The sequence below is a fragment of the Candidatus Omnitrophota bacterium genome (assembly GCA_028693815.1).
Lineage (GTDB): Bacteria > Omnitrophota > Gorgyraeia > Zapsychrales > Aceulaceae > Aceula.
Genome location: JAQUUP010000013.1, coordinates 14,105 through 35,929, shown reverse-complemented (window position 1 = coordinate 35,929; position 21,825 = coordinate 14,105). Strand labels below are relative to the sequence as shown.

Genomic DNA, 21,825 nt, shown 5'->3' with positions numbered 1-21,825 from the left:
ATAAGAATTTTAAGAAAACTTTTTATCGATTAGAACTTTATATATAACAACAGAAAATCCAAGAAAAGTAAGATTATAAATAAAATCCTCTATCGGAATAGAAAAAATTCGCATACCCCATATTGCTTTAGGATTGTACATCACAACCGGGATACTTGTTAAAATCCCATTAAATATCAAAAACGGAATATAACATATAGCTAAATAAAGAAAGAAATTTTTTCTAAAAACAATCTTCCTGAACGAACTAACAGATAAAAACAAAAATCCAGCTAAAAATACTAAACTAATCGATGTGTAATCTTGATTCTCATAAAATAAGGATAATCCCATCAGAATAAAAACAAAGGCATAAATAATATTTTTATTAAAATAAATTTCTCGATCTTTTGAGAAATATTGCACCACTTCATAAATAAAAATACAACTAAATGGCACAACAACAAAGAACAAGACCTCAGGAATCGGCAAATTAAAAATTCGAGCAGTCCCAACATACTGAGGATTAAAAGACCAATGCGCAAGATCTGTCGCTAAAATATCCCAAGCAATATAAACAGGCCCTACGATCAAAACAGACCCTAATACATATGGCCATTTCTTAAAATAAAAAATTTTTTTCTCAAAAGATAATAACAGCGGGATACTAACAATAATAATATCAATCCACAAATAAAAACTCATCTCATCTCCCTTTTATGAATGATCGTTGTTTTATGTTTAAAATAAGTTCCCTGCAAGAGCAATTTTTCATTTGGAAACATTTCATTTTTCAGATAGAATAAAACAATGGTTAATAAAAATAACAAATTAATTTCTCAAGGCTTTAAGCAAGCAGAAAAAATCACCAAAAAGAATTCAAAAACATTTTATCTCTGTTCCTTTTTTCTACCAAAACAAAAACGCCTTGCCGCTTATAGCGTTTATTCGATCTGCCGATTAAGCGATGACGCGGCTGACATATCGACAAACCGAAAAAAAGATCTTGCCAAGATTCAAGACAATATCCAAAAATGCTACAACAATCAAGAACTATTCGATCCTATTCTTTGCGCTTTTAGAAAAACAATCCAAAATTATGATATCCCAAAGAAATATTTTGACGAACTCCTTGAAGGAATGTCGATGGACTTAGAAAAAACAAGATATACTAATTTCGACGAACTTTATACTTATTGCTATAGAGTTGCCGGGGTCATCGGGCTTATTATGCTCAAAATTTTCAACTACACAAATCCTCTAGCAGAGCTTCATGCCGTTGAACTCGGAATTGCTTTTCAGCTAACAAATATTGCACGAGACATCAAAGAAGATTTTGAGCTTGGTCGTATTTATATCCCCAAGCAAAATCTAATGAAACACAAAATAACAGAATCTGATATTAAAACACATAATACAAAAGAAAATTTTAAAAACTTAATGATTGATCATATTAAATTAACTCGTCTGTATTATTCAAAAGCTAGCCGAGGCATCCAATTCATTGCAGACACTCGCTGTCGTTTCGTAACATTCTTAATGATGACTTTATACTCAGAAATATTAAATGAAATTGAAAGAAATAACTATAATATCTTTTCTAAAAAAGTATTTATCTCATTAAAAACAAAAATAATAAAAACTCTCTACTGTATTGTTCAATTCTTCAAAAATGACTTTCTTGTTTCTCCTCCGAGATAATATCAGAAACAATCTTTGAACTGGCCATCACAACTGGCAAGCCCCCTCCAGGCTGAGTGCTTGCTCCAACATAAAAAATATTCTTATTTTTACTGTCGATATTAGGAGGCCTAAAGAATGCACTCTGAAACAAATTATGGGCAAGACCAAATGTCGCCCCATTTTTAATATTATAACGAGCAATAAAATCATTCGGGTAAAACTTATGTTCAACTTCAATTAAACTCTCAATGTTCTGACCAGTCACTTGATTTATTTTCTCAAAAACAATTTCCTTCATTCTTGATTCAAACTCACCCATATCATCTTTTTTCATTTCTAAATTCGGAACAGGAATGAGGATATAAGCAATCTCTTTACCTTTGGGCGCAAGCGTCAAGTCAGTAACAGTTGGAACGTGGACATAAAAAGATGGATCCAGCGAAACAGAGCTTGTCTTAAAAATATCATTTAGATTTTTTCGCAAATCATCTGCAAAAAACAAATTATGATGATCAAGATTCTTTAATTTCTCTTTTAAGCCCAAGTAGAGCAAAAATACAGAGCAAGAATATTGATAATCTGGAATCTTCCTCTTTAAAAGTTTTTCTTGCACATATGCATAATCTGCATTAATAATGACCTTATCAAACATCTGCGATTCACCTTTGACTTGCATGCAAATCTGACCACTTCGAGGATAAATCATTTTAACTTCAGAATTATAATGAAATTTCGCCCCATTTTTAATGGCAATCTTTTCTAGCGCCTTTGGAATCTCATACATACCGCCCATCGGATGAGCTATTTTTTGAATATGGTCAGCATAAGAAATAATACTATAAAATGCGGGCGCCTCAAAAGGCGAAACCCCCATGAACATCGCTTCAAACGTAAACGCATAGCAAAGCTTCTCATTTTTAAAAAATTTTCTAGCCAAATTCCAATAAGTTGAGAAAGGTTCCAATTGAAAAAGCAGCTTCCAATACCGAGGATTAAGCAAAGCTTTCTTTGTAAAGCATTTAAAAAGAAGCGGACGAACCGCTTTATAAAAATTCTCTGTCTTTTTGATAAATTCATCAAAACCAATCGAGCCACCTTGCTCAAATCGCTCAATCTCTGCTTTTGTCTTTTCTAAATCTTTAAAAACACTAAAGACATCTCCATCCGAATAAAAAATTTTATAATTTGTTTCCAAAACTTTCAAATCTAAATAATCACTCATTTTTTCTGAGCAATCTAAAAAAACTTCTTCGAAAAAATCAGGCATCAAAACAAACGATGGTCCCGTGTCAAACTTAAAACCCTTATCTTCAATCAAATTATTTCTTCCTCCGCATCGATCGAGCTTCTCAAAAACATCAACATCAAAACCTCGAAAAGACAATCGCGCAGCGGCTGAAAGCCCACCAACGCCAGCTCCAATAATAGCAATTCTCTGATTTTCTTTCATATATTCCTCTATTGTGTTAAACAAATAAAATAACAGTTTCTTGTTTTTACATCTATCGCAATTTCATTCTTTGAATCCAACAATAATGCTTTATTAATATATTGATCATATTTCTCTTGATCCCCATTTTTTAAATAAATTTGAGCTAAACGTACGTATGGATCCGGAAAAAGGGGATCCGCTTCAATCGCTTTCTCTAGATATTCCTTTGCCTTCTCTAAGTCTTGACCAAAAGCAACCGGAATAAGCATATAATAACTTCCAAGCCCAAAATTAACAACAGGATCATTTGGACTCATTTCTTTTATAATGGACAAATGCTTTAAAACACCAGCTCCATTAATCGCTTTAGAGACTGGACCTCCATAATGAGCAATCATCCCCTTAGCCGCCGCATACAATCCATGAGCACGTAAATAATTCTTATCATCAGCCTGACCTCTTTTTCCCTGATTAATTACTTTTCCAGTTAATCGTATTGACCCATCGAAATCTTTTTGGATATATTTAATATATGCAAGAGAAATATAGGCTGGCGAAAACTCTGGATCAGCTTTAATAACCTCTTCTAAAATAGGGATTGCCTTTTCATAATCATGCTCTCGGCGCAAACATTCAGCTTTACCCCATTTTGCTGCAATATTGTTAGGATCTAATTTTAGAATATTTCGAAACAATTCGGCAGCTTGATCTACTTGATAATTGTTAAGCGCTACTAATCCCGATAAATACATCGCAGAAATCTGATCTAAATTCGAAAAAGGATCATCAACCAAATTTTGGTCTAACAGCTGATCTGCCCTGTTGTGCAGCGAAATCCAATCAACAGAACCTGCAAAACAAGCAGACAAAAAAAGAAAAATAATTAAATACTTTAGAAATCGCATAATATTTTGTAAATCAATGAAATATCCACCTTCCAAGCACCTTTATCTTTTTACCAGAAGTAGGTAATTTAAGCAAATAAACAATATGCCATAAAATCCAAGCTAAAATTCCCGTAACATCGAAACCCAAAACTGTTGCTATTCCTCTTCTTCCGCCAATATTAGCAATTTGCCCTAAAGTATCAAAATAAAATATTTTTTTTGGCTTTTCTTTAATGGTTGCTATCAAATTTTGAGCCATTGCCTTCGCCTCTCGAACGGCATGCTGTGCCGTTGGAGGATGTGATCCACCACGTTTTTTATCAGGAACAAATGCGCAATCCCCAATCGCCCAAACACTCGGAAATCCCTTAACTTGAAAATATTCATCCACAATGATTCGGCCCTTTTCTTTTGGTAAATCCAAAGATTCAACAACAGGACTTGCCTTATTGCCTGCTGCCCAAACCATTGTCTCGGCAAAAATTATTTCTCCGTCATTTAAACAAACTCCTTGTTCTGAGAAATCAACAACACTCGCCTGAAGCTTTATTTTAATATTTCGTTTTTCAAAATTTTTCTTAGCATACAAACCCATTTTAGAGCTCATCTCTGGCACAATCTCGCTACCAGGATGAATCAAGCAAATTTTTATTAAATCGGAAGAAATGCTAGAATACACTTTTAGCATTCTTTGAGCAAAATCACTAATCGCTCCAATGGTTTCTACCCCAGTAAATCCTCCACCCGCAACAACAAAAGTAAGCAGCTTCTTCTGAGTGTCTTCGTCAGACTCAACGCTTGCTTTCTTAAAACATGCCTCAATCTGAGCACGAATCTTAACAGCATCCCCTGCTTTCTTCATAGGCAATGCTTTTTGAGCAACATGATCCATCTCAAAAAAATTAGGAACAGCTCCCAAAGCTAAAATCACATAATCATAAAACAATTCGCCATTGTTTATTTTTAGAAATTGTTTCACCAAATCAACAGATAAAACATCTGCATGAACAAAGCGAATATTCTTTAAGATTTTTCTAATAGGAATTGTGATGTTGTCATCCCTTAAATCCCCAGAGACAACTTCATGTAACATCGGAGTAAAAAGAAAATGATCTTGGCTTGATACTAATATTACTTCTGCATCAAAACCATGAGCAAGCACTTTTTCAAATTCAAGAGCGGTGTAGATTCCGGCGAATCCACCACCAAGAATTAAAATACGCGGAGTTTTGTTTTGCACAAAATTTCCTTTTAAAATTATTTATTTCTTGTCAAAAGCCAATCTAAAGAAAATTTTCCCGCCCCAAGATGAAGAATAACCAACGAACTCATCAAAACAGTCGCAGGATAAAAATAATCATTTGGATGAACTTTAACAATAGCAACCACCATAACAATTATAAAACTAACAGCTGTCACGCGCGTCAAAAGCCCAAAAGCAAAAAGAATGCCGCCAATAAATTCAGTCCATCCGACAAAATAAGCCATCGGCGATAAAAATCCTAAACTACCCATAAATGTAATAAAATTCTCAATTCCAGGTCCATCAAACCATCCGAAAAGCTTTCCTGCTCCAGACTTAATAAAAATCCAAGCAATAAAAAGACGCAGCAAATTAACACTCCATCCAGCGCTTGTTTTACCTATTTTTTTACAGATTTCGCAGCACATCATCTCTCCTTAGTTATTGTGTTAACAACTACACTTTACTCGCTCATCATCTTTAACAAACAAAAGCGGAAAAACAATATCGCTCACACAACAAGGAACCCAAACAGCTAAAAATAAGAACAAAAATATGCCAATGTAAGCACCAACACCTAAAGGATTTCCCATAGCCATAATAACATGAAACAACGAAGCCCACGTGCTAATTAAAACATGCGCCCCGTGAGGAAATTTTGTCGTTGGCTTAAAATAAGCAATAGCAATACCCGCAATCGCAAGAGGATTAATAAGCCACCACTTTTCAATAAAACCAACATGCATTTCCCGATGCGGCATGTTTAAAAGTGTCTCACCTAAATACGGGATCACAGAATCACTCAACGTTGCGATACCAACAGATCCAATATATCCAATCAGAAGCAACATCCAAATATTGCATTTTTTCTTTAACTTCTCACATTTATGGCGGTGATACATCGAAGCGGTAGTAAGTGCACTTAAAAAAACATGCAAAGGATGCAAAACATAAAATGTGTTATACGCAATATTCTCTGGAATCCTTTGAAAAGCTGCCATCAAAACAACGCCAAACAAGGCTCCAAAAATAGTAAACGAAGAATGACTTTTAAGTTCATGAATAATAATTTTTAACATATCTTATTTTATCCAAAGTCCATGTTTATTGCAAAACTCGATAGCCTTAACATCCTGTGCCTCTGTCATAAAAATAGCTTCCGGCGCAACGCCAGGCTTTAGATATTTACGATGAACTTCATCACATGTTTTAAGCTCAATAAATTCAATATAATGATCTTCTTCCATTGGATGAGGAACTTCGCCGACTTTAACCCTGTACCCACCTTCTATTTTCTCAACCACTGGAACATGTTTTTCTTTTCCTTGATCAGCCGTCTTTGGCTCAGCTTTCTTAAGCGGATTTCCGCAACAAGAAATCTCACAATTTTCCGCACACCCCCTAACCGCTTCTACCAAACAATCACAATTATCATCATTGGAACATGTATAAATTTCAGATCGATTACAAGACATTTTTCCTCCTTGAATAATGTATGTTAATAAATTTTATTCTTAAACATATTAACACAAACAAAGTTTTAAGAAAAGGACCTCTTTAAAAAATAGAAATTCATCTATCGACAAGCTAATGCCCCTAAAATGCCGGCTCCAAAAATAATTAAAGCAGGATGAATCTTTGTAAACATAAAAAGGCTGAATGCAACAATGACCAAAAGAACATTTTTCCAGCTCATCAAATTCATAACACCAACCGTCTGAAAGCCAACCGCTATAATCATCGCAAAAATAACAATCTGAATTGTACTAAAAGCACCTTTGACTGATGGAATATCTTTATATTGATTATAAAAATACGTCGCAACCAAAACAAGAATAACAGGTGATAAGAGATTGGCAATGTTGGCAACAATAGCTCCAGGAATCCCAGCAACCTTATTCCCTGTATAGGTTGCAAACTTAACTGAAATCGCACCCGGGAAAATTTTAACAATACCCAAAACCTCTAGGAATTCTTCTTTTGCCAACCAATGGTATCGCTCAACAACATCTTTTTCAATTAAAGGCAAAAAAGAATATGCACCACCAACGGCAAACAAACCAATCCGAAAAAAAACCAAAAAAAGATCAAGCAAAGCCACCGCCGCTCTCCTTAATGTAATATTACTTCAATTTATGCTTTTTATGTCTCATACCAAAAGAAAATATCAAGAATCACACTTGAACTTCCACCAATCATGCCGGGAGGAAGATTTCTAGATAAATCAGGAGCCTGGTAAATCGATGGAACATTAGTTCCCATATCAAAATAATTTGAAACAATCGTACCAATCACATCAGTTTGCTTCGTAATCGTAATTGTGTCTTCTGCATAAAACGCGCCCATAACAGCTGTCTGCGCTTCATAAAATCCAATTGTATGCGGAGTCATGATCCCAAACGAATTCGCTGGAAAAGAATTGTTGCCTGACGTTATCAAATTTGTGTTAACTTCCGCGCTGCCGGTGACAAAGACTGTTCCTTTTCCACTATAAGTTATTGTTGTGCCGGTATTATTTTTATTAAAATTTAGATTATTATCACCATCAATATAAATTTTTCCTGTAATGGATAAATTTCCACTGCCATCCATGCTGATACTATTAATACCGTCTGTGTAAGAAAAAGAACTATTAGGCTTAAGATTACTAAGCTCATTCGTCAAAATAAGTGCTTCTGATCGAAATTTTTGCTGAACAGTCAAGCTTGGATTATCTGGATCAGGGTCAGATAAGCTTGGAAACACAACAGAATCCCCTAAGTCATAAGCCCTTGTTGTCCCATTGTCTGAAAAAACATTATTAGCTCCTTTGTTACCTCCCCATCCATCCGTCACATAAACAGCGTCAACAGTTTCCTTAACAGAATTACCAGCCACATCAGGGCTACCAATGCCCGCGCTTCCACTTAATGCAACAACACCATTTTTGACTCTAAGCTCAGCGTTCAGAGTCGAAACAGTTTCTCCATTAAAAATCGTTGTTGGAAGAGGCGAGATCTTTGCTTGCAAAGCCGCATCCAAGCCTGAATAATTATTTTGAACAAAATCTGCTGTTCCACCTAAATTGACAGCTAAATCTGTTGGATCAAGCCCGGTTCCTAAAATAAGGACAGATCCCGCAATATCAACTGTCCCATTGATCATTGCCCCGGCTTGTCCTGCCCCAGCAAAAATAACGTAATCCCAAGGAGATGTATTTTTTGCCGAAACATAAGCCACAATAGTTGAAGTTGCGCCTTGAATAGTCCCTGTCGAAATGATTTTTATCTCGCTAGAAGAAGCTACGTTCCTTAAACTAACCAAATATTGTCCTCCATTTAAAGAAGTATCGACATAAGGAACAACATACGGACTACTTGTATCTGGCCCAATATTAAAAGGTCCAATGTCTCCATCATTCCAGCTTCCTGTTGAAGCATAATCTAATTTTAAATCATATACCATTCTCTGCAATCCAGACTCTGCAATATAAAAAGCTACAGTTTCAAGTCTCTGCCTTTCTGAAATACGCGCTTCATTCGTTGCATACAACATAAAAGCAGCGCTCAAGCCAATCAAAACAACAATCGCAAGATAAGAAATCAATAACAAGCTTCCTCTTCTGTTTTTTAATTTTCTAAACATAGTTCTTATTTGCTCGTTATCCATATCAATTCCTCAATTCTATTTTAAAATTTAGCTGATATGTCAAAGGATCACCTTTTAATGTTGCATCCTCTCCAACAAGCGCAACTTCTACAACATCCGGAGTTTCTGACTGCCTTCTAAACTGCACAGATTGAATGTTATGCGCCACAATGTCTACCGTTGGTCCCACAGAATTAATCTGATGAAGTTCTGTTAAATCAGCTCCTCCTAAAATATACTGAATCATATTTGCTTGCCAAACAATAGATGAGTTCGCTGAAAGCCCAGCAGGCCTACGAATTCTAATCGACGGATACCAATTGCCATTTGCGGGAACATCATTAATAGCAATTGATCCGGTCTCAAATATCTCTTTTTTCATTTGCTCCATGGCTTTGCGCAATTCTCTCTGAAGACCAATCTGAGCGCTATTAACAGCCCATGCAGTTTGACTCACATTCATAGACATATACAAAGCACCCATCAAAATGGAAAAAATTAACATCGTCACCATAACTTCAACTAGCGTTGAACCTTTTAATGACTGTTTTTTTCTTTTAACTTTTTGCATTTCCATTTTTCCCTACTTTTTAGCAAATAACATAACTAAACTCACGATCGAATCAAGCTCATTGTTTCCATTCAAATCTTCATCGACTTCTAAATTTCCATTCAAATTAATATCCTCACCAATAATTCGATTATATTTATCTTCCCAACAAACAACTATTTTAATTTCAAGTAAATCAGGATTAGTTGAATCAATATAAATAGTGCCTATGCCATTTGGCTGATTTAATAAAAACGTATTTCCTGGTACTCCTCCGGACGCATAGTCAACTGCAATCAAATCATAATCATAGTTACGTATTTCTTCCATTTTTGATTGTGCCGCAGCAACAGCAACCGTCTTATTCCCCGCTAAAGCGGCGGCCACAGATGTATAAATAAACAAATTAATCATCCCAACAATAACAACGGCCAAAATCCCAACAACAATCAAAAGTTCGGCTATTGTAAAAGCTTGTAATTTCTTCTTGGATAAGAAATGGAAAAACGAGAATTGGTTTGCAAAAATACCCTTAGCCTTCTGGGGACAGCAGCGGCAATTTATTTCTTTTGAGGATTTGCGGCCTCCTACTTTGCAACACATCGGCTACACCTCCCTCTTACTATAAGTATAAACCATTTTTTTCTAATATTCTAAGATATCTCAAATCTAGCTTTATTGAGAATTTAAGAAATTTTCTTCTATCAAATCACCGTCTTGATCAAAATAACTAACAGCAACCAATCGACCGTTGCGATCATAAGATTTCGTATACCCACCCTGACTCTGATTTGTCAAGTGCCATTCATACATCAGGCTACCATCACGAAAATAGACTTTGCCTGAACCTGTTTCTTGATTTTTATTCTCAGGAATCCATAAAGCATCCTCAAAGTCCTCTTGTTTACTCATAATTCCATCAGAAAAATACTCCTTATTTTTCTTCATGGTTCCTAAAAAATACTCAGATTCTTTTCTCAGCTGTCCGCTTGAATAATACTCTTGATACAATTGATCTTTTTTGCCATCTCGATAATATTCTTTTCCAGAAGTCTTTTTTGTTTCATCAATAAATTCAACAAACCCATCTGGAATTTTATCCGTGCAATCATACACCTTGTGATCTATGCTTTTGCATTCCGCAAAAGGCTCTCCATCTTCAAAAAAAGTTGTATCATAATAAGTTCTATTTGGATTAAGCCGAGAAACTCTTGTGATCTTTCCGAGAATTTTCTTTTTAGCCTTTTTAGGAACAACCTCTGCTAGGATTGGCACATCTTTAGGAATATTGACAACTGCTTTTTCAGTTGAATCAATCGAATTATTTATAACCGCTGATAAAATAAAAAATAACGCAACAATCACACCAAAAAATAAAATATTTTTATTCTGCTTTATAAAGCTTTTCATTTAGAGCTACCCTTTAAGAGATTTTTGTTTTATTTTAACACCTCTTATTTAAAATATCTATCGGATATACTCTTATTTTTAATATGAGAGTGCTAGGCAATCCTGCGCCTTTGATACCTGATAAAAAAGGGAGAGCTTCTAAAGAAGCTCTCCCATTCAAATTGCTATAAATAAAAATAAAATCTTTTATTTTACGTCAACAACTTTAACATCAAACAAAAGATTCTGCCCTGCCAAAGGATGATTAAAATTAAACACAACAGATTCTTCTTTAACTTCTTCAACAATAGCAGGAATTGGTTGTCCATCATTATTCTGCAATGGAACCATCATGCCTTTTTTCAATTCAAGATCTGGTGGAAAAACTGACTTTGAAACTTCTTGAAGCAATTCCGGATTAATCTCGCCATATGCCTCTTTGGCGTCAACAGTCAACTTTCTAGAATCCCCTGCCTTTAATCCAACCATTTGTTTCTCAAGCCCAGGAATAATATTGCCAGAACCTTGAACGTACTCTAGAGGCTCTTTTCCTTCAGATGTATCCACAACCTGTCCTTCAACCGTTAGCGTATAATCAAATTTTACAGTTTTTCCGTTTTCAATCATCATATCCTTCCCTTCTGCAATTGTTCCGTTAACCATCACCAGCAAGGATAATGACAACAGGATTGTTAAAAATTTCATACTTTCTCCTTTCAGATTATTAAATAAAAAACCGCAAAACGAGACACCCTCACCTTGCGGTAAAAATTCCAAATCGTTTTTGCGCTCCTTTTGACTAAAACGCAAAAAACATTATGCTTTATCAACGAAATATAGTCAACAATTTTTTATTAGACCGTCGCTTGAAAACCTAGGGACGGTTTTGTGCCCATCTCTTGTTAAGCCATCCACCCCACTGCAAAGGATACTTCTTAACAAAAAATTCAATCGTCTGGCTTAACGAAGAAATATTTCTTATCGTATTTTCTTCTGAACTAAAATTATTTTCTACAGCTAATTCTTTCTCAATAAAAATATCAAAATGCCCATTGTGATCTTTAACAACAAACATAGGAACAATCGCCGACCCTAATCGTTCGTAAAACAAAACTGGGCCAACCGATCGCGTTACTTTACAATTTAGAAAATCAACATCAACACCTGATTCCTTGGGAACAACTTCATCAAGCAAAATAAACAAAAGCTCATTTCTCTGCAAGCAGGCTAATGTTTTTTTGATAAACTGTTTTTTAGGCGCTGTCTGAATCATATTGATCCCCCACTGAGAACAAAGCCCAAACATAAATTCGCTAAAATCCTTATCCCGCATCGGGCGAATAATCACATTAACTTTATATCCTTTTTGCACAAGACCCATGAACATGAGCGGAAAATTTCCAAGATGCGCAGTGACGCAAACAACACCTTTAGCCTTCTTCTGCGCTTTCTTTAAACACTCCTCACCATGGATACTAAAAACCTCTGAAAATTCTTGCGGCCGATTAACATAATAGAGCATGTCAATCATAGAGTCTCCAAGAGTTCTAAAACACTCTTTCATCATTATTTCATACTGCTCTGGTGTTTTATCTTGACCATAAACAACCAACAAATTCTTTTTACAAATCTTTTTCAAACCCTTGATCCACAAATACGCTAAAGAAAAAACGACGCCAACAAGGCCCTGAACGCACCATCGTGGCAAAATCCGCATTAAGCCTAAAAATAGCTTAAGGCTCATAATCGAAAGTTGATTTAAGAATTTCTTTAAATAATAAGGCGGAATAATTCGCATAGCATTAATTATAGCGTTGTTGTTTAAAAAATAACACTTTATTTTAAATTGATTTTACTCAAAGAAGAAGGCACAAGAATAGCTTGGTTTATTTATTTAACAAAATTAGTTTATTTGATATACTTAAATCAACAAGGAGAAATACAATGGCTTATGTCTTGATAGGCATCTTCGTCATTTTAGTAATTGCGGCATTCAATACTCAAGTTCTTACTAATAATTCCAAAGCAACAAAACAAAGTATCTCTAACAGTCAAAAGATCATTCAGAATGTTAACAAAGATTTGGAAAAAGTGAATAATCGTATTAAAGAAGCAAACAACAATCCCTGAAATAGCTCCAAAAGCTCTTCAAGATGTTAAGGAGAAGTTAATTTAGGAGAAAAATGGAACATATGGCTCTGATAATAGCAGGAATTATTTTTCTAACTGTATCAATTTTTCATCTACTAAGGCTAATCTTTAAAACGGAAGTTATCATCAGCAAGAAAATTCTTCCAATGTGGATTAGCGTAATCGGACTTATCGCTACATTAGTCCTATCGACATGGATGCTTCGCCTAAGTAAAATAGCTGCGAACTAAAACTAAGCTGAAGAATTTTGATTTAAATCAATTCTTTCTTCTTTCAAGAATGTTGTTAAAAGAACTCCTGAAAATAAAACGCCTAATACAAAACTAATTATAACTAGCAATGAAACGGTTTTTTTTAGAAAACCCGTAATTAAATAGATAGACTCTCTTTCACTTTTCCGTTTCGCTTCTTTCAAGCTAACAATAAGGTTTTGAATTTCTTGCTTAGTAACTATTTCTTTTTTTTCTAATTTCTCAACAGATTCTATTAAAACATCCCCTGTTTTCAAATATCTATATCCTTCAAGAATCTTTCCTGCTGCATCCACCGGCATATAGCACCAAAGAAGAGCAAAAAAACAAGGAATTATTAGAAGTCCCGACACAATTTGCAAAATTTCAATAATTTTACCTTTACTCATAATGCCCTCCGTTTTTTGATATTTTGACACACCAATGAAGCAAATTCTAAAAGTTATTATAATTTAATAAATAGGCTGATTTTAGACACCAACGCCAAGAATTTTTACCTGCTTCGGCGGACTGCCTTCGCATCTTCATGGCTTGCCAGCCGTAGCTTTAGCGAAGGCTGGTGGAGGTGCGGGGAATCGATTAGCCCCGACGACATAACTCCTTTATTTTCAATAACTTTACTCAAATAGCGTCGAGGAACGCTCTTAAAAAGTTGTGCGAACAGTTACATTTAGATACGCTAAAGTGCGAGCGTTTTGATGTAAGATGGGCACCATTTAGGCACCAATTAATCAACCTGATGAGCTGTTAAAAATATAGCCTTCTCTAGGGCAGTAAAAAAATCCTGATATGTTTCTGGATCCTCAACTGTTTTTAACCCGTATTGTGCGTTTAAACGAACGAGAAGCTGAGTTTCTCCTCTAGGTCTAACAGTTACAGTAGATTTTAAAACACTATTATAAACATATTTTGTAGCAGTTATTGTTCCAAGCATTTCATCTGCGCTATCAATAACAAAATTTAAATCTTGAAGCGTTCCGATAATCGTTCTCAACATCATGTTTCTATCGGTAGTATCGAAAACTCTAGTCTGCATCGACCTTAACATTACCTGGCTCTCTTGGGTCGTCATAACCTGTTGAGTTGTTGTGGCACATCCCGACATAATTAACACTAAGAATAAAATAATGAAGATTCTAATCTTTTTCATATTTGTTGCTCCTCTAAGAAAATCGATTTAGACAATTTATCAAAAAAAGTTTGATACATCTCTTCATCCCTTATTGTTTCAAAACGAGAAACTAATCCTGCTTGATTCCAAACAATTCTTTGAAATGTAATCCTAACAACCATTTTGCTTTTATCATTGCTAGGTTTAACTATAATCGAAGCTCGAACCTTTTGTTCTTTATCACAATTCTTAGTAGCCGAAGCGCTTGCATTTCCTCCTAAAGCGGCAAGCATATCAATAAAAAAAGCACCTGCAATTTGTCCTGCGTTAGTAGCATCAGCACTTTTTGAAGTAGCAATAAACCCGAGTTCCGTCTCGGTGTCATCAATAATGAATCCCAAATCTTGCAAAACAGTAGCTGAGGAGACGAGGATTTTCTCTTCATCCGTAGTTTCATACTGACGCATTTGCTGCTCTCTGTTTTTTAAGCTCTCGTCTGACAACTTAAGCATGTCTTTCGGTAAAGTAGCTGCACAACCACAAAAGAATAATAAGACTACAGCACCATAAAAAAATTTTTTCATATTTAAAACCTCGATGTATGATAAGCAAAATCTCTAACTTTACCTTCTGAATCAAATTTAATAACAACTGTTAATGTTCTCTGGGTCTTCGTTGCCCCTCCAGAGCTTCCCGATGTCATAAACTTTAGTCCTGCTCCGCTTTCAGAATAATAAACTTCAGTAGAAATCTTATCGTAAACCCAAACCTCACGCCTTTGTTCATCAGTTGTAACTACATTCGGAGACCCTAAGATTTCTGCTACCTGTGCCGATGACATTCCAACCTTTATTTCTTTCTGAACCGTTCCGACCGTTAAACGATCTCCAGAATCATCCCTTAGCTGATCACGATGATACGGCGCAGAGGCACATCCTGAAAAACATACAGTCATGCACACTAAAAATAACAGAACTCTCATATGCTCTCCTCTTTTTTAAAAAATGATTAAAACAATTAACTTATTTTATACCTATTCTTAAGAATAGACAAGCTCAAAAACCAATTACACCAGTTTAGCGCCGATTAAAAACTACCTCTTCAGCTGAACGCTGTGAAAACTAACCAAAGCCTTGCCTTCATGATTCTCAATAATTTTTATAGCAGAAGTACTAGAAAAAGTATGCATAAATGCATGATGAACGGTTAATAATAAATCTTGCAACTTTGAATCAGCTTCTAAATCTACGATATTTAAACCAACACTCTTGCAGTCAACAGATGGTATTTGACGATTGTGAGCCTTTGTCTCTTTATGGCTAGAAAAACGCTCCACTACTTTCTTTGCATCCTCTGTGCAAGTTGGTTTGTCGCTAAACATATTTGTCTCAAGCCATTTTTGAACTATCTCTTTAGACCACTCGATAGCTTTCTCACAATCACCAATAAAAGTAGGATGATATTTCTTAATTATTTCTTTCCAAATAAGTATTCGGCTTGGGTCTTCCTTGGTTTCCTTCATCGCCCTCTCAAACTCTTCTTTAACTGCCTCAGCTGAAATCCTATTAAACTGCGGATCTATCGGACCTAAAAAAGAATGCTTACCCATAATTATTTCACGACACGACAAAGCCCACATAGTACCAGCAGAATATGCTATCTGAGGAACAAACGCACGAATATCTCTTCCAAATATTTTTCTCAAGTAATCAACGATCGATTCAATAGTAGCTAGATTTCCTCCTGGCGTATGCAAAATTAAATCCAAACCCTTTTTTTTATCTAACTGATGAACTGCAGCCATCAATCCATTCATATCATTATCATTTATTCCTGCACTATCCACGCCTGGTTTTTGTATCCATCCAGAATAATAAGCAATTACATTTCTTTTTAAGTAAATAGATAGTGAGGATAGATATTTACGCCTAACTCTATCAAGAGGACTAGTGCTTGCTTCACGATTTAATTCTTCAAGAACTTGATTCCAGTTAGGCATTGTATGAAGTGTACTGTGGCAATATTGTAGAGTTTGAATAGCAGATATTATATTCGTCTTTGGGTAAATCTTCCCTAAGCTTTAAAGCAAAGCTATAAGGATCAGAATAATCTGCATCTTTTTCTATTAAGATATCCAGCTTTTTAAATTGTTCTTTAATTTCTTCTTCAGTCATGTTTTGATTTAATCCCTTTAAATAATTATACATTAATATTAAAAAATAAAAAGTTAAAAATATACTTCGACTACCATTATTCCAATGTCTCTCTATATTCATTTCTACCTCTTTTTTTCTTCTTTTTTACCCAACTATCTATTTCCAATTCTTTAAACCTCACGTTATTTCGGAACTTATAATGTGGAATATACTCCGCATGCGTCCAATCATAAATTGTTCGCTTACTCACCTGCAACAACTCCGCGACTTGTTCAACTTTTAGCAACTTTTCCATGGGGTTCGATTACTTTAATCTCCACCAGTTAAGGTTAACTTGTTTAATCATAATTACTTATGCAATTCCTTCTATATTTGGTGCCCATACGATGCCCAAATACCCTGTATTTACACACTTTTAACCCTCTTATATCCATTTTCACGCAATACTTTATTAAACTCATCCGAGCCCTCATGTAACATATCCATTAATTTGCCGCCCCTTCTTCTAAAAACAAAGAGGTCAAAGAATCTTTTTCCTTCATGCTCCCATTCACCTTTTTTGCCTTTGACTACACTAAAAGTAATAAAAACAAAATCTTCCTTTTCGTTCGTACAAAACTTATCTTCTAATCGCTTTATTCTTGAATTAATTCTCATTCTTTTTCCCAGCCTCTTGCTCTAAAGACTCTAATCTTTGAATAATATCTTCATCCTCTTTAACCCTTATGGCTTGATGCAACATTTCTTTCGCTGCCCATAAACGAATTGACGGCTTATCCGAGTCCATCAAATCAAATAAAACATCGACTGCCTTTGTCATTCCTACTTGAAGCCTGTTTATAGAAGCAAAAACAATCTCGTCTCTTTGACGCTTAAGTTCATCCTTAAAATCTTTATTCTTTAGCCATTCATAAAAGGTTCCTCTACTAATACCAGCCTCCTTACAAGCCGACTCGATAGAAGATGCTGCTAAAGAATATCCTATAACTAAAAATTGTTTATCGGTTAACTCGACTTTATTTTCCATCATAATCCCCATAATTTTGTTCAATATCGTTCAATTCTGCTCATTACTGTGACACTGTGACGATTGTGACAACATACATAAGAGACCCTTACTCCTTTAATCATTATGTGACAAACTCCTACTCTTCCCATGAGTTCGTCACAGCCGTCACATCGTCACAATCAATATAGCCCACGCTCTCATTATCAATACAATCTGCAGTAATAATGCCATACTTTATATACAACTTATTCATCTGCTCGGAATTGCAAATAATACTTCTTCCGTCACGATCTTTAGGTTGCAATTCTATAGCTAGCTCAGGCTTTCGAATATAATAACTAATCCTTTGCGGACTCATTTTCTCTTTCTCGTTATAAGCCTCTTTATTATAGGAATCAGCTATCTCTTTGATGTAGATCTTTTCACCCTTAGCAATTCTTTCCTCCTCAATATTCTTTATTACTTGAAGTATCTTGGCTTCATACCTAGAAGATCTATCCTCTATGCGCTCCTTATTCATTTGTTTAGCTATATTATTAATTTCTTCCAATACCTGCTCATCACTAGTTAAATTAGCAAGTGGCAAAAGTATTTGAGATATTCTAGGCTCTACAGGATATTTTAACTTTTTCACATCTATTTCTTTCTCTCCATAATTCCTAAACCTATATAGCAATAACTTATTTCTTAACTGTAAAGCTTGTCTATCAAACTCATGTCCAAGATAAATTGGAATATCATCTTCTTCTGGATCTGCCCCAACCGCCTGTATTCTTTCAGAGGTATTAGACATATGCGTTAAACACCGACTTTCAAGAGCTAAATCCTTCCACTTCTCACGACTAGAGATAATCTTAGGTCCAAAAACTTGACATTGAATAATTTTCTCATAATCTTTAGAATCGCATCGTACAACAGGAGTTCTTTTCTCATATCCAGCATTTAATATTTGCATAATTGCGGCATTAACATCATTATGCTTAAAATTGGCCTCATCAAGAACGAGAGTCCCTTTGTATCTTTGTATCATGCGGAAAATTGGGGCTTCTCCCACAGCAGCAACAATAGTCATTGGCTTGTAACAAATAGAGCCTATTGTTGATAAAAACCTAGACTTTCCAGTTCCGAAATCTCCAAGAACCCTTATGTATGGCAACACAGTAAAACAATCATATAACCATGAAAACATCACATATATGGTGGCTAATTTCTCAAAACACTCATTTAATCCAACATGCTTATGAATAAAACACTTTATCTCGTCAAACAATTCTTTATCTAAATTATATTCTTCTGTTTTGCTTGGCAACAATACTACTGGCGTCTCAGTAGGGTTCACGGGATTAATTAAGAAATCATTCTGGTATGGAATAACTGTTTTGCCATTATAAAGCACCGAATCGGTCAAGCGCGACTCTCCCGTTTCCTTATCGTAAACAGCAAACTGCACTTTTTGATCAGCCCTATCACACACCATCTCAGCAATCTGTCCATCCTCTAAAACAATAAAACTCGTCTCCAAAAATTTATTTTTCTTAATTTTTTTCTTATCCTTTTTCTCATCGTCATACTTAAAAGCCTGCTTAATCCATCGCTCAATATCTTTACAAGTGAATGGATCATCCTTGTCTTGCTCACATCTTTCCTCTATTGATATTTTTAACGCACCTCTTACCATATCAGGATCATATCCTTGAGCTTTCAAGCTACAAGCAAATCTAAAAAAAGTATCATCTTGTTGACCCTTTGGAACATTATCAGGAAGACTGAATTTCTCTTTCTCGGATTCCTTCTTTTCTTTAAATAATTCATATACCCAATCTGGCATTCTTATTGGCTTCATATCAAAGGGAGATTGATCTTCCACCCATTCATATATTTGCTGCTTATCTTTCCCTAGTATTTGCGAGTGTGCATATTCAGGAGTCATAAGCGATGGCTCAACAATAATATAACCACCTTGATTTCTTATGTCTATCCCAACATGACCATAAATGTCTGAATCTTGATGTATTTTTCTTTTTTCATCAAGCTCAAAAAGCAAATGTCTTCCAGCTGTCGGAGTAATAGACTCTACCGTTATAATATCCTCATGCTTTATAGCCTCCCACGTTCTTGAGCCAAAACGTCCATCTTTATCATCAATGTCAATCACAACAAATCCCGACTTACCACAAGCAACTCCAATCATGGCATCTGGATTGCGAGTCCACCATCGTCGTATAACCTGCTCATCTATCGTGGCGTCTTTAAAACCATTCTTAGTCATTGGATGCTTATTATTTCGTCTGCACGGAAAAACATACCATCCAATTTTGCTATACTTTAATGCGTATTCTAATAATTTGTTTTCCATTTCTCTCCTCATCCTCCTATTTATTTAATTTAAATCTTCTGCCCTCATTGAAAATAATTTTAAACGGCAACATTTCCCTTATTTGCTTCAAAAATAAAATTCTTAATATTCTTGAACGCTTCGCTAAATGCTCTTGCGTCAACCCTCCCTCCGTTGTAAAACTTTAAACTCTCATCTATTAACTTCTGGCTTGCCTTAAACTCAAGAACAATTTTTGCTCCATTTCTTTGTTTTCCTGCAAGCTGAAAGCCTACTGTTAATAAATATGCAGCTTCATAAATATTCGCAGTACAATAATTTGTTTTATTCATCGCATCCTACCTCTCTCCTCTTTATGATTGACACTTCTAACGTCTACGGATATAATTCTAAAAAGCGACATTAAGAGGATGAGATGAAGATAATTAGTGAAAAAAAATTTGGAAGAGGGAGTTTACGCAGGAGGTTGAATCAAATTGCGAGAAATATGATTCAGCTATCAAAGCCAAATGCCACTCTAAGAGGACACATCTTTACCTCTAAAAATGGTGATATTGAAGGCTTTGCCCTTATAGACCTATCAGGAAAGGAGTCTGTTAAGTTAAAGCCTGCGTTTTCTGATAATGGAAAAAGATTGGACTTTCAGATACAGCATGAAATATTTCATAGCTGGAAAGACTGGGTTGATTACATTCGGATGCGTAATTACGCTACGAAAAAAGATTTAAAGGGTATTCAATTAGGAGACAAATTCTCTCGCCTACCAAGAGGCTTCATTCCTTCTATCTTTTTAGATAATACTAATATTAATGATTCCAACTGGGTGGAAGAATTAGCAGATTCTATTACGCTAGAATTGGGAATATATCTCGCTCAAAGAGAAATAGTATCAGCATGCGAATTCAACCAACTATTCATCCAGTTTGCTAATAAATACTTTAATAAAACATACACAAAAATAAAGTACTCTGAAATATTATTAAATAATTTGCCCAAAGTCATTGGATATTGGTGCCAATCTAAACATTCCCTTGGCTTGAAATATCACGTTGGCATTTACCTGCAAAATATTCTAAGAAAAGAAAAAAAGAAAAAGTATTTCTCTGATGAAGATTTTATAAATGAACCCATCAAGAAATACCTGTATTACAGCAATCGTAGAGGCACCATAAGATTATCTAAAAAAGAAGGTCGCTATGTGTTTACTGCTAAGCAAATGGCTTTAGCAAGGCATAGAAAAAGTGAGAAGGATGTTAAAAAAGCATTGGCGGAAAGATATGCAGAAAGAAAAAGTATTAGCTATAAAACTGCTCAAAGATGGATGCAAAGACAAACAAAGAACGGTAAAAGTCTAAAAGACATCTATACTTCATCGAGCTCTACTCTTTAGCATCTATATAATCTTTCTTGGAATAAACATTTTAATACTTCTCTAATATCTCTTTCTTTTCTTTGTTAAATTCTTCTTCAGTTATAGCACCGTCGTCTTTGAGTTCTTTTAATTTCTTTAACTTATCATACCCATCTTCTTCTATTTCAACTTCAAGCTTTTGCTTTGGGACTTCTGATTCATCCACATATTTAATAACAAGACCTCTGATTATCTTTTTGACTATCGGAGTTGAATAAGTGGGGTAAGTAGTTGTCGTTCCGCTATATGTTGCCGTGTTGCCATAGCCATAAACAGTTCCGCTTGTATAAGAGGAGCCGCCAGAATTGTAGAAACCTGCGACATCTTTGCTATGGTTTACAATAATCGCATCCCCACCCATTTTAGAAGCTTCCTCCTTCAATCTTTTGTAAAGACTTTCTCTTTGAGCTGCTGGTGCTGCTTGAGACCCAACTTCACCAATAGCTACAAATGGTTCTTGCGGAGGAAATTCAAATATAGCAATATCTTCAGGATTAGTTGCTGGATATTTCTTTGCATTAGGATACATCTGCGAAGAAAATGTTGCACAGCCAGCCAAGAAGCAAAAGACAAAAACGAATACTATTTTTTTCATAGCCACATCCTTAACT

The 21,825-nt window shown here is 35.2% G+C and carries 28 protein-coding genes; 2 read left to right on the top strand and 26 right to left on the bottom strand.

From position 1 onward, the window contains the following. Positions 1 to 9: 9 nt before the first annotated feature. On the bottom strand, positions 10 to 684 hold the full coding sequence (locus PHY73_05620) for a lycopene cyclase domain-containing protein (protein MDD3375183.1): 675 nt from the start codon (positions 682 to 684) through the stop codon (positions 10 to 12). A 105-nt stretch (positions 685 to 789) separates the two neighbouring features. Here PHY73_05620 and PHY73_05615 point away from each other — a divergent pair, with 105 nt between their 5' ends. Continuing rightward, positions 790 to 1,680, top strand: a complete 891-nt coding sequence (locus tag PHY73_05615; GenBank protein MDD3375182.1) for a phytoene/squalene synthase family protein — start codon at positions 790 to 792, stop codon at positions 1,678 to 1,680. Here the strand turns inward: PHY73_05615 and crtI are convergent. The 24 genes from crtI to PHY73_05495 form a co-directional block, all read right to left on the bottom strand. Next, complete coding sequence (crtI, locus tag PHY73_05610) at positions 1,646 to 3,112, bottom strand: phytoene desaturase family protein (protein ID MDD3375181.1); 1,467 nt, start codon at positions 3,110 to 3,112, stop codon at positions 1,646 to 1,648. The genes PHY73_05615 and crtI overlap by 35 nt on opposite strands. An 8-nt stretch (positions 3,113 to 3,120) precedes the next feature. Beyond that, entirely contained in the window at positions 3,121 to 3,999 is an 879-nt protein-coding gene (locus PHY73_05605) for a tetratricopeptide repeat protein (protein MDD3375180.1), read from the bottom strand. A gap of 13 nt (positions 4,000 to 4,012) precedes the next feature. Further along, positions 4,013 to 5,221, bottom strand: coding sequence for an NAD(P)/FAD-dependent oxidoreductase (locus PHY73_05600; protein MDD3375179.1), 1,209 nt, complete (start codon positions 5,219 to 5,221; stop codon positions 4,013 to 4,015). Between the two features lie 17 nt (positions 5,222 to 5,238). Next, positions 5,239 to 5,655: a DoxX family protein gene (locus PHY73_05595; GenBank protein MDD3375178.1), complete on the bottom strand. Its 417-nt coding sequence runs from the start codon at positions 5,653 to 5,655 to the stop codon at positions 5,239 to 5,241. Positions 5,656 to 5,673: 18 nt separating this feature from the next. Then, positions 5,674 to 6,303: a hypothetical protein gene (locus PHY73_05590; protein MDD3375177.1), complete on the bottom strand. Its 630-nt coding sequence runs from the start codon at positions 6,301 to 6,303 to the stop codon at positions 5,674 to 5,676. Between the two features lie 3 nt (positions 6,304 to 6,306). After that, positions 6,307 to 6,699 carry a desulfoferrodoxin family protein gene (locus tag PHY73_05585; protein ID MDD3375176.1) on the bottom strand — a complete coding sequence of 131 codons (393 nt, stop codon included), beginning with the start codon at positions 6,697 to 6,699 and terminating at the stop codon, positions 6,307 to 6,309. 101 nt (positions 6,700 to 6,800) lie between these two features. Continuing rightward, positions 6,801 to 7,325 (bottom strand): chromate transporter, encoded by a 525-nt coding sequence (locus PHY73_05580; GenBank protein ID MDD3375175.1) that lies wholly within the window; start codon positions 7,323 to 7,325, stop codon positions 6,801 to 6,803. Positions 7,326 to 7,366: 41 nt separating this feature from the next. Then, the gene (locus tag PHY73_05575; GenBank protein MDD3375174.1) at positions 7,367 to 8,872 is read right to left on the bottom strand and encodes a pilus assembly PilX N-terminal domain-containing protein; all 1,506 of its coding nucleotides are present in this window, start codon (positions 8,870 to 8,872) and stop codon (positions 7,367 to 7,369) included. A gap of 1 nt (position 8,873) precedes the next feature. Next, positions 8,874 to 9,422 (bottom strand): prepilin-type N-terminal cleavage/methylation domain-containing protein, encoded by a 549-nt coding sequence (locus tag PHY73_05570; GenBank protein ID MDD3375173.1) that lies wholly within the window; start codon positions 9,420 to 9,422, stop codon positions 8,874 to 8,876. Positions 9,423 to 9,434: 12 nt separating this feature from the next. Then, entirely contained in the window at positions 9,435 to 10,004 is a 570-nt protein-coding gene (locus PHY73_05565) for a type II secretion system protein (protein MDD3375172.1), read from the bottom strand. Positions 10,005 to 10,076: 72 nt separating this feature from the next. After that, a complete protein-coding gene (locus PHY73_05560) occupies positions 10,077 to 10,811 on the bottom strand; it encodes a hypothetical protein (GenBank protein ID MDD3375171.1) in 735 nt (244 codons plus the stop codon). 186 nt (positions 10,812 to 10,997) lie between these two features. Next, complete coding sequence (locus PHY73_05555) at positions 10,998 to 11,495, bottom strand: peptidylprolyl isomerase (protein ID MDD3375170.1); 498 nt, start codon at positions 11,493 to 11,495, stop codon at positions 10,998 to 11,000. Between the two features lie 169 nt (positions 11,496 to 11,664). Next, a complete protein-coding gene (locus PHY73_05550) occupies positions 11,665 to 12,588 on the bottom strand; it encodes a lysophospholipid acyltransferase family protein (GenBank protein ID MDD3375169.1) in 924 nt (307 codons plus the stop codon). 585 nt (positions 12,589 to 13,173) lie between these two features. Then, positions 13,174 to 13,581: a hypothetical protein gene (locus tag PHY73_05545; protein MDD3375168.1), complete on the bottom strand. Its 408-nt coding sequence runs from the start codon at positions 13,579 to 13,581 to the stop codon at positions 13,174 to 13,176. Positions 13,582 to 13,919: 338 nt separating this feature from the next. After that, complete coding sequence (locus PHY73_05540; protein ID MDD3375167.1) at positions 13,920 to 14,342, bottom strand: hypothetical protein; 423 nt, start codon at positions 14,340 to 14,342, stop codon at positions 13,920 to 13,922. Beyond that, on the bottom strand, positions 14,339 to 14,887 hold the full coding sequence (locus tag PHY73_05535) for a hypothetical protein (protein ID MDD3375166.1): 549 nt from the start codon (positions 14,885 to 14,887) through the stop codon (positions 14,339 to 14,341). Before PHY73_05535 ends, PHY73_05540 begins: the two co-directional genes overlap by 4 nt. 2 nt (positions 14,888 to 14,889) lie before the next feature. After that, a complete protein-coding gene (bamE, locus tag PHY73_05530) occupies positions 14,890 to 15,285 on the bottom strand; it encodes an outer membrane protein assembly factor BamE (GenBank protein ID MDD3375165.1) in 396 nt (131 codons plus the stop codon). Between the two features lie 111 nt (positions 15,286 to 15,396). Continuing rightward, positions 15,397 to 16,302 (bottom strand): S49 family peptidase, encoded by a 906-nt coding sequence (locus PHY73_05525; GenBank protein MDD3375164.1) that lies wholly within the window; start codon positions 16,300 to 16,302, stop codon positions 15,397 to 15,399. After that, positions 16,295 to 16,579: a hypothetical protein gene (locus tag PHY73_05520; GenBank protein ID MDD3375163.1), complete on the bottom strand. Its 285-nt coding sequence runs from the start codon at positions 16,577 to 16,579 to the stop codon at positions 16,295 to 16,297. The genes PHY73_05525 and PHY73_05520 overlap by 8 nt, the downstream gene beginning before the upstream one ends. Continuing rightward, positions 16,554 to 16,754 (bottom strand): helix-turn-helix domain-containing protein, encoded by a 201-nt coding sequence (locus PHY73_05515; GenBank protein ID MDD3375162.1) that lies wholly within the window; start codon positions 16,752 to 16,754, stop codon positions 16,554 to 16,556. Before PHY73_05515 ends, PHY73_05520 begins: the two co-directional genes overlap by 26 nt. A 110-nt stretch (positions 16,755 to 16,864) precedes the next feature. Then, positions 16,865 to 17,116 (bottom strand): hypothetical protein, encoded by a 252-nt coding sequence (locus PHY73_05510; protein MDD3375161.1) that lies wholly within the window; start codon positions 17,114 to 17,116, stop codon positions 16,865 to 16,867. Next, a complete protein-coding gene (locus PHY73_05505; GenBank protein ID MDD3375160.1) occupies positions 17,106 to 17,486 on the bottom strand; it encodes a phBC6A51 family helix-turn-helix protein in 381 nt (126 codons plus the stop codon). Before PHY73_05505 ends, PHY73_05510 begins: the two co-directional genes overlap by 11 nt. A 118-nt stretch (positions 17,487 to 17,604) precedes the next feature. Continuing rightward, the gene (locus tag PHY73_05500; GenBank protein MDD3375159.1) at positions 17,605 to 19,824 is read right to left on the bottom strand and encodes a bifunctional DNA primase/polymerase; all 2,220 of its coding nucleotides are present in this window, start codon (positions 19,822 to 19,824) and stop codon (positions 17,605 to 17,607) included. Between the two features lie 59 nt (positions 19,825 to 19,883). Beyond that, positions 19,884 to 20,135 carry a DUF5659 domain-containing protein gene (locus PHY73_05495; GenBank protein MDD3375158.1) on the bottom strand — a complete coding sequence of 84 codons (252 nt, stop codon included), beginning with the start codon at positions 20,133 to 20,135 and terminating at the stop codon, positions 19,884 to 19,886. 83 nt (positions 20,136 to 20,218) lie between these two features. Between PHY73_05495 and PHY73_05490 the strand changes: the two genes are divergently transcribed. Further along, on the top strand, positions 20,219 to 21,193 hold the full coding sequence (locus PHY73_05490; protein ID MDD3375157.1) for a hypothetical protein: 975 nt from the start codon (positions 20,219 to 20,221) through the stop codon (positions 21,191 to 21,193). A gap of 31 nt (positions 21,194 to 21,224) precedes the next feature. On the opposite strand, the gene PHY73_05485 is transcribed toward PHY73_05490, so the two are convergent. Continuing rightward, positions 21,225 to 21,809 carry an SHOCT domain-containing protein gene (locus tag PHY73_05485; protein MDD3375156.1) on the bottom strand — a complete coding sequence of 195 codons (585 nt, stop codon included), beginning with the start codon at positions 21,807 to 21,809 and terminating at the stop codon, positions 21,225 to 21,227. Positions 21,810 to 21,825 lie beyond the last annotated feature (16 nt).

Excerpts from the sequence above, each read along its gene's own strand:
- PHY73_05620 (MDD3375183.1), bottom strand. The coding sequence starts at position 684 with ATGAGTTTTTATTTGTGGATTGATATTATTATTGTTAGTATCCCGCTG.
- PHY73_05615 (MDD3375182.1), top strand. The coding sequence starts at position 790 with ATGGTTAATAAAAATAACAAATTAATTTCTCAAGGCTTTAAGCAAGCA.
- crtI (MDD3375181.1), bottom strand. The coding sequence starts at position 3,112 with ATGAAAGAAAATCAGAGAATTGCTATTATTGGAGCTGGCGTTGGTGGG.
- PHY73_05605 (MDD3375180.1), bottom strand. The coding sequence starts at position 3,999 with ATGCGATTTCTAAAGTATTTAATTATTTTTCTTTTTTTGTCTGCTTGT.
- PHY73_05595 (MDD3375178.1), bottom strand. The coding sequence starts at position 5,655 with ATGATGTGCTGCGAAATCTGTAAAAAAATAGGTAAAACAAGCGCTGGA.
- PHY73_05590 (MDD3375177.1), bottom strand. The coding sequence starts at position 6,303 with ATGTTAAAAATTATTATTCATGAACTTAAAAGTCATTCTTCGTTTACT.
- PHY73_05585 (MDD3375176.1), bottom strand. The coding sequence starts at position 6,699 with ATGTCTTGTAATCGATCTGAAATTTATACATGTTCCAATGATGATAAT.
- PHY73_05575 (MDD3375174.1), bottom strand. The coding sequence starts at position 8,872 with ATGGATAACGAGCAAATAAGAACTATGTTTAGAAAATTAAAAAACAGA.
- PHY73_05570 (MDD3375173.1), bottom strand. The coding sequence starts at position 9,422 with ATGCAAAAAGTTAAAAGAAAAAAACAGTCATTAAAAGGTTCAACGCTA.
- PHY73_05565 (MDD3375172.1), bottom strand. The coding sequence starts at position 10,004 with ATGTGTTGCAAAGTAGGAGGCCGCAAATCCTCAAAAGAAATAAATTGC.
- PHY73_05560 (MDD3375171.1), bottom strand. The coding sequence starts at position 10,811 with ATGAAAAGCTTTATAAAGCAGAATAAAAATATTTTATTTTTTGGTGTG.
- PHY73_05555 (MDD3375170.1), bottom strand. The coding sequence starts at position 11,495 with ATGAAATTTTTAACAATCCTGTTGTCATTATCCTTGCTGGTGATGGTT.
- PHY73_05550 (MDD3375169.1), bottom strand. The coding sequence starts at position 12,588 with ATGCGAATTATTCCGCCTTATTATTTAAAGAAATTCTTAAATCAACTT.
- PHY73_05545 (MDD3375168.1), bottom strand. The coding sequence starts at position 13,581 with ATGAGTAAAGGTAAAATTATTGAAATTTTGCAAATTGTGTCGGGACTT.
- PHY73_05540 (MDD3375167.1), bottom strand. The coding sequence starts at position 14,342 with ATGAAAAAGATTAGAATCTTCATTATTTTATTCTTAGTGTTAATTATG.
- PHY73_05535 (MDD3375166.1), bottom strand. The coding sequence starts at position 14,887 with ATGAAAAAATTTTTTTATGGTGCTGTAGTCTTATTATTCTTTTGTGGT.
- bamE (MDD3375165.1), bottom strand. The coding sequence starts at position 15,285 with ATGAGAGTTCTGTTATTTTTAGTGTGCATGACTGTATGTTTTTCAGGA.
- PHY73_05525 (MDD3375164.1), bottom strand. The coding sequence starts at position 16,302 with ATGCCTAACTGGAATCAAGTTCTTGAAGAATTAAATCGTGAAGCAAGC.
- PHY73_05520 (MDD3375163.1), bottom strand. The coding sequence starts at position 16,579 with ATGAATATAGAGAGACATTGGAATAATGGTAGTCGAAGTATATTTTTA.
- PHY73_05515 (MDD3375162.1), bottom strand. The coding sequence starts at position 16,754 with ATGGAAAAGTTGCTAAAAGTTGAACAAGTCGCGGAGTTGTTGCAGGTG.
- PHY73_05510 (MDD3375161.1), bottom strand. The coding sequence starts at position 17,116 with ATGAGAATTAATTCAAGAATAAAGCGATTAGAAGATAAGTTTTGTACG.
- PHY73_05505 (MDD3375160.1), bottom strand. The coding sequence starts at position 17,486 with ATGGAAAATAAAGTCGAGTTAACCGATAAACAATTTTTAGTTATAGGA.
- PHY73_05500 (MDD3375159.1), bottom strand. The coding sequence starts at position 19,824 with ATGGAAAACAAATTATTAGAATACGCATTAAAGTATAGCAAAATTGGA.
- PHY73_05495 (MDD3375158.1), bottom strand. The coding sequence starts at position 20,135 with ATGAATAAAACAAATTATTGTACTGCGAATATTTATGAAGCTGCATAT.
- PHY73_05490 (MDD3375157.1), top strand. The coding sequence starts at position 20,219 with ATGAAGATAATTAGTGAAAAAAAATTTGGAAGAGGGAGTTTACGCAGG.
- PHY73_05485 (MDD3375156.1), bottom strand. The coding sequence starts at position 21,809 with ATGAAAAAAATAGTATTCGTTTTTGTCTTTTGCTTCTTGGCTGGCTGT.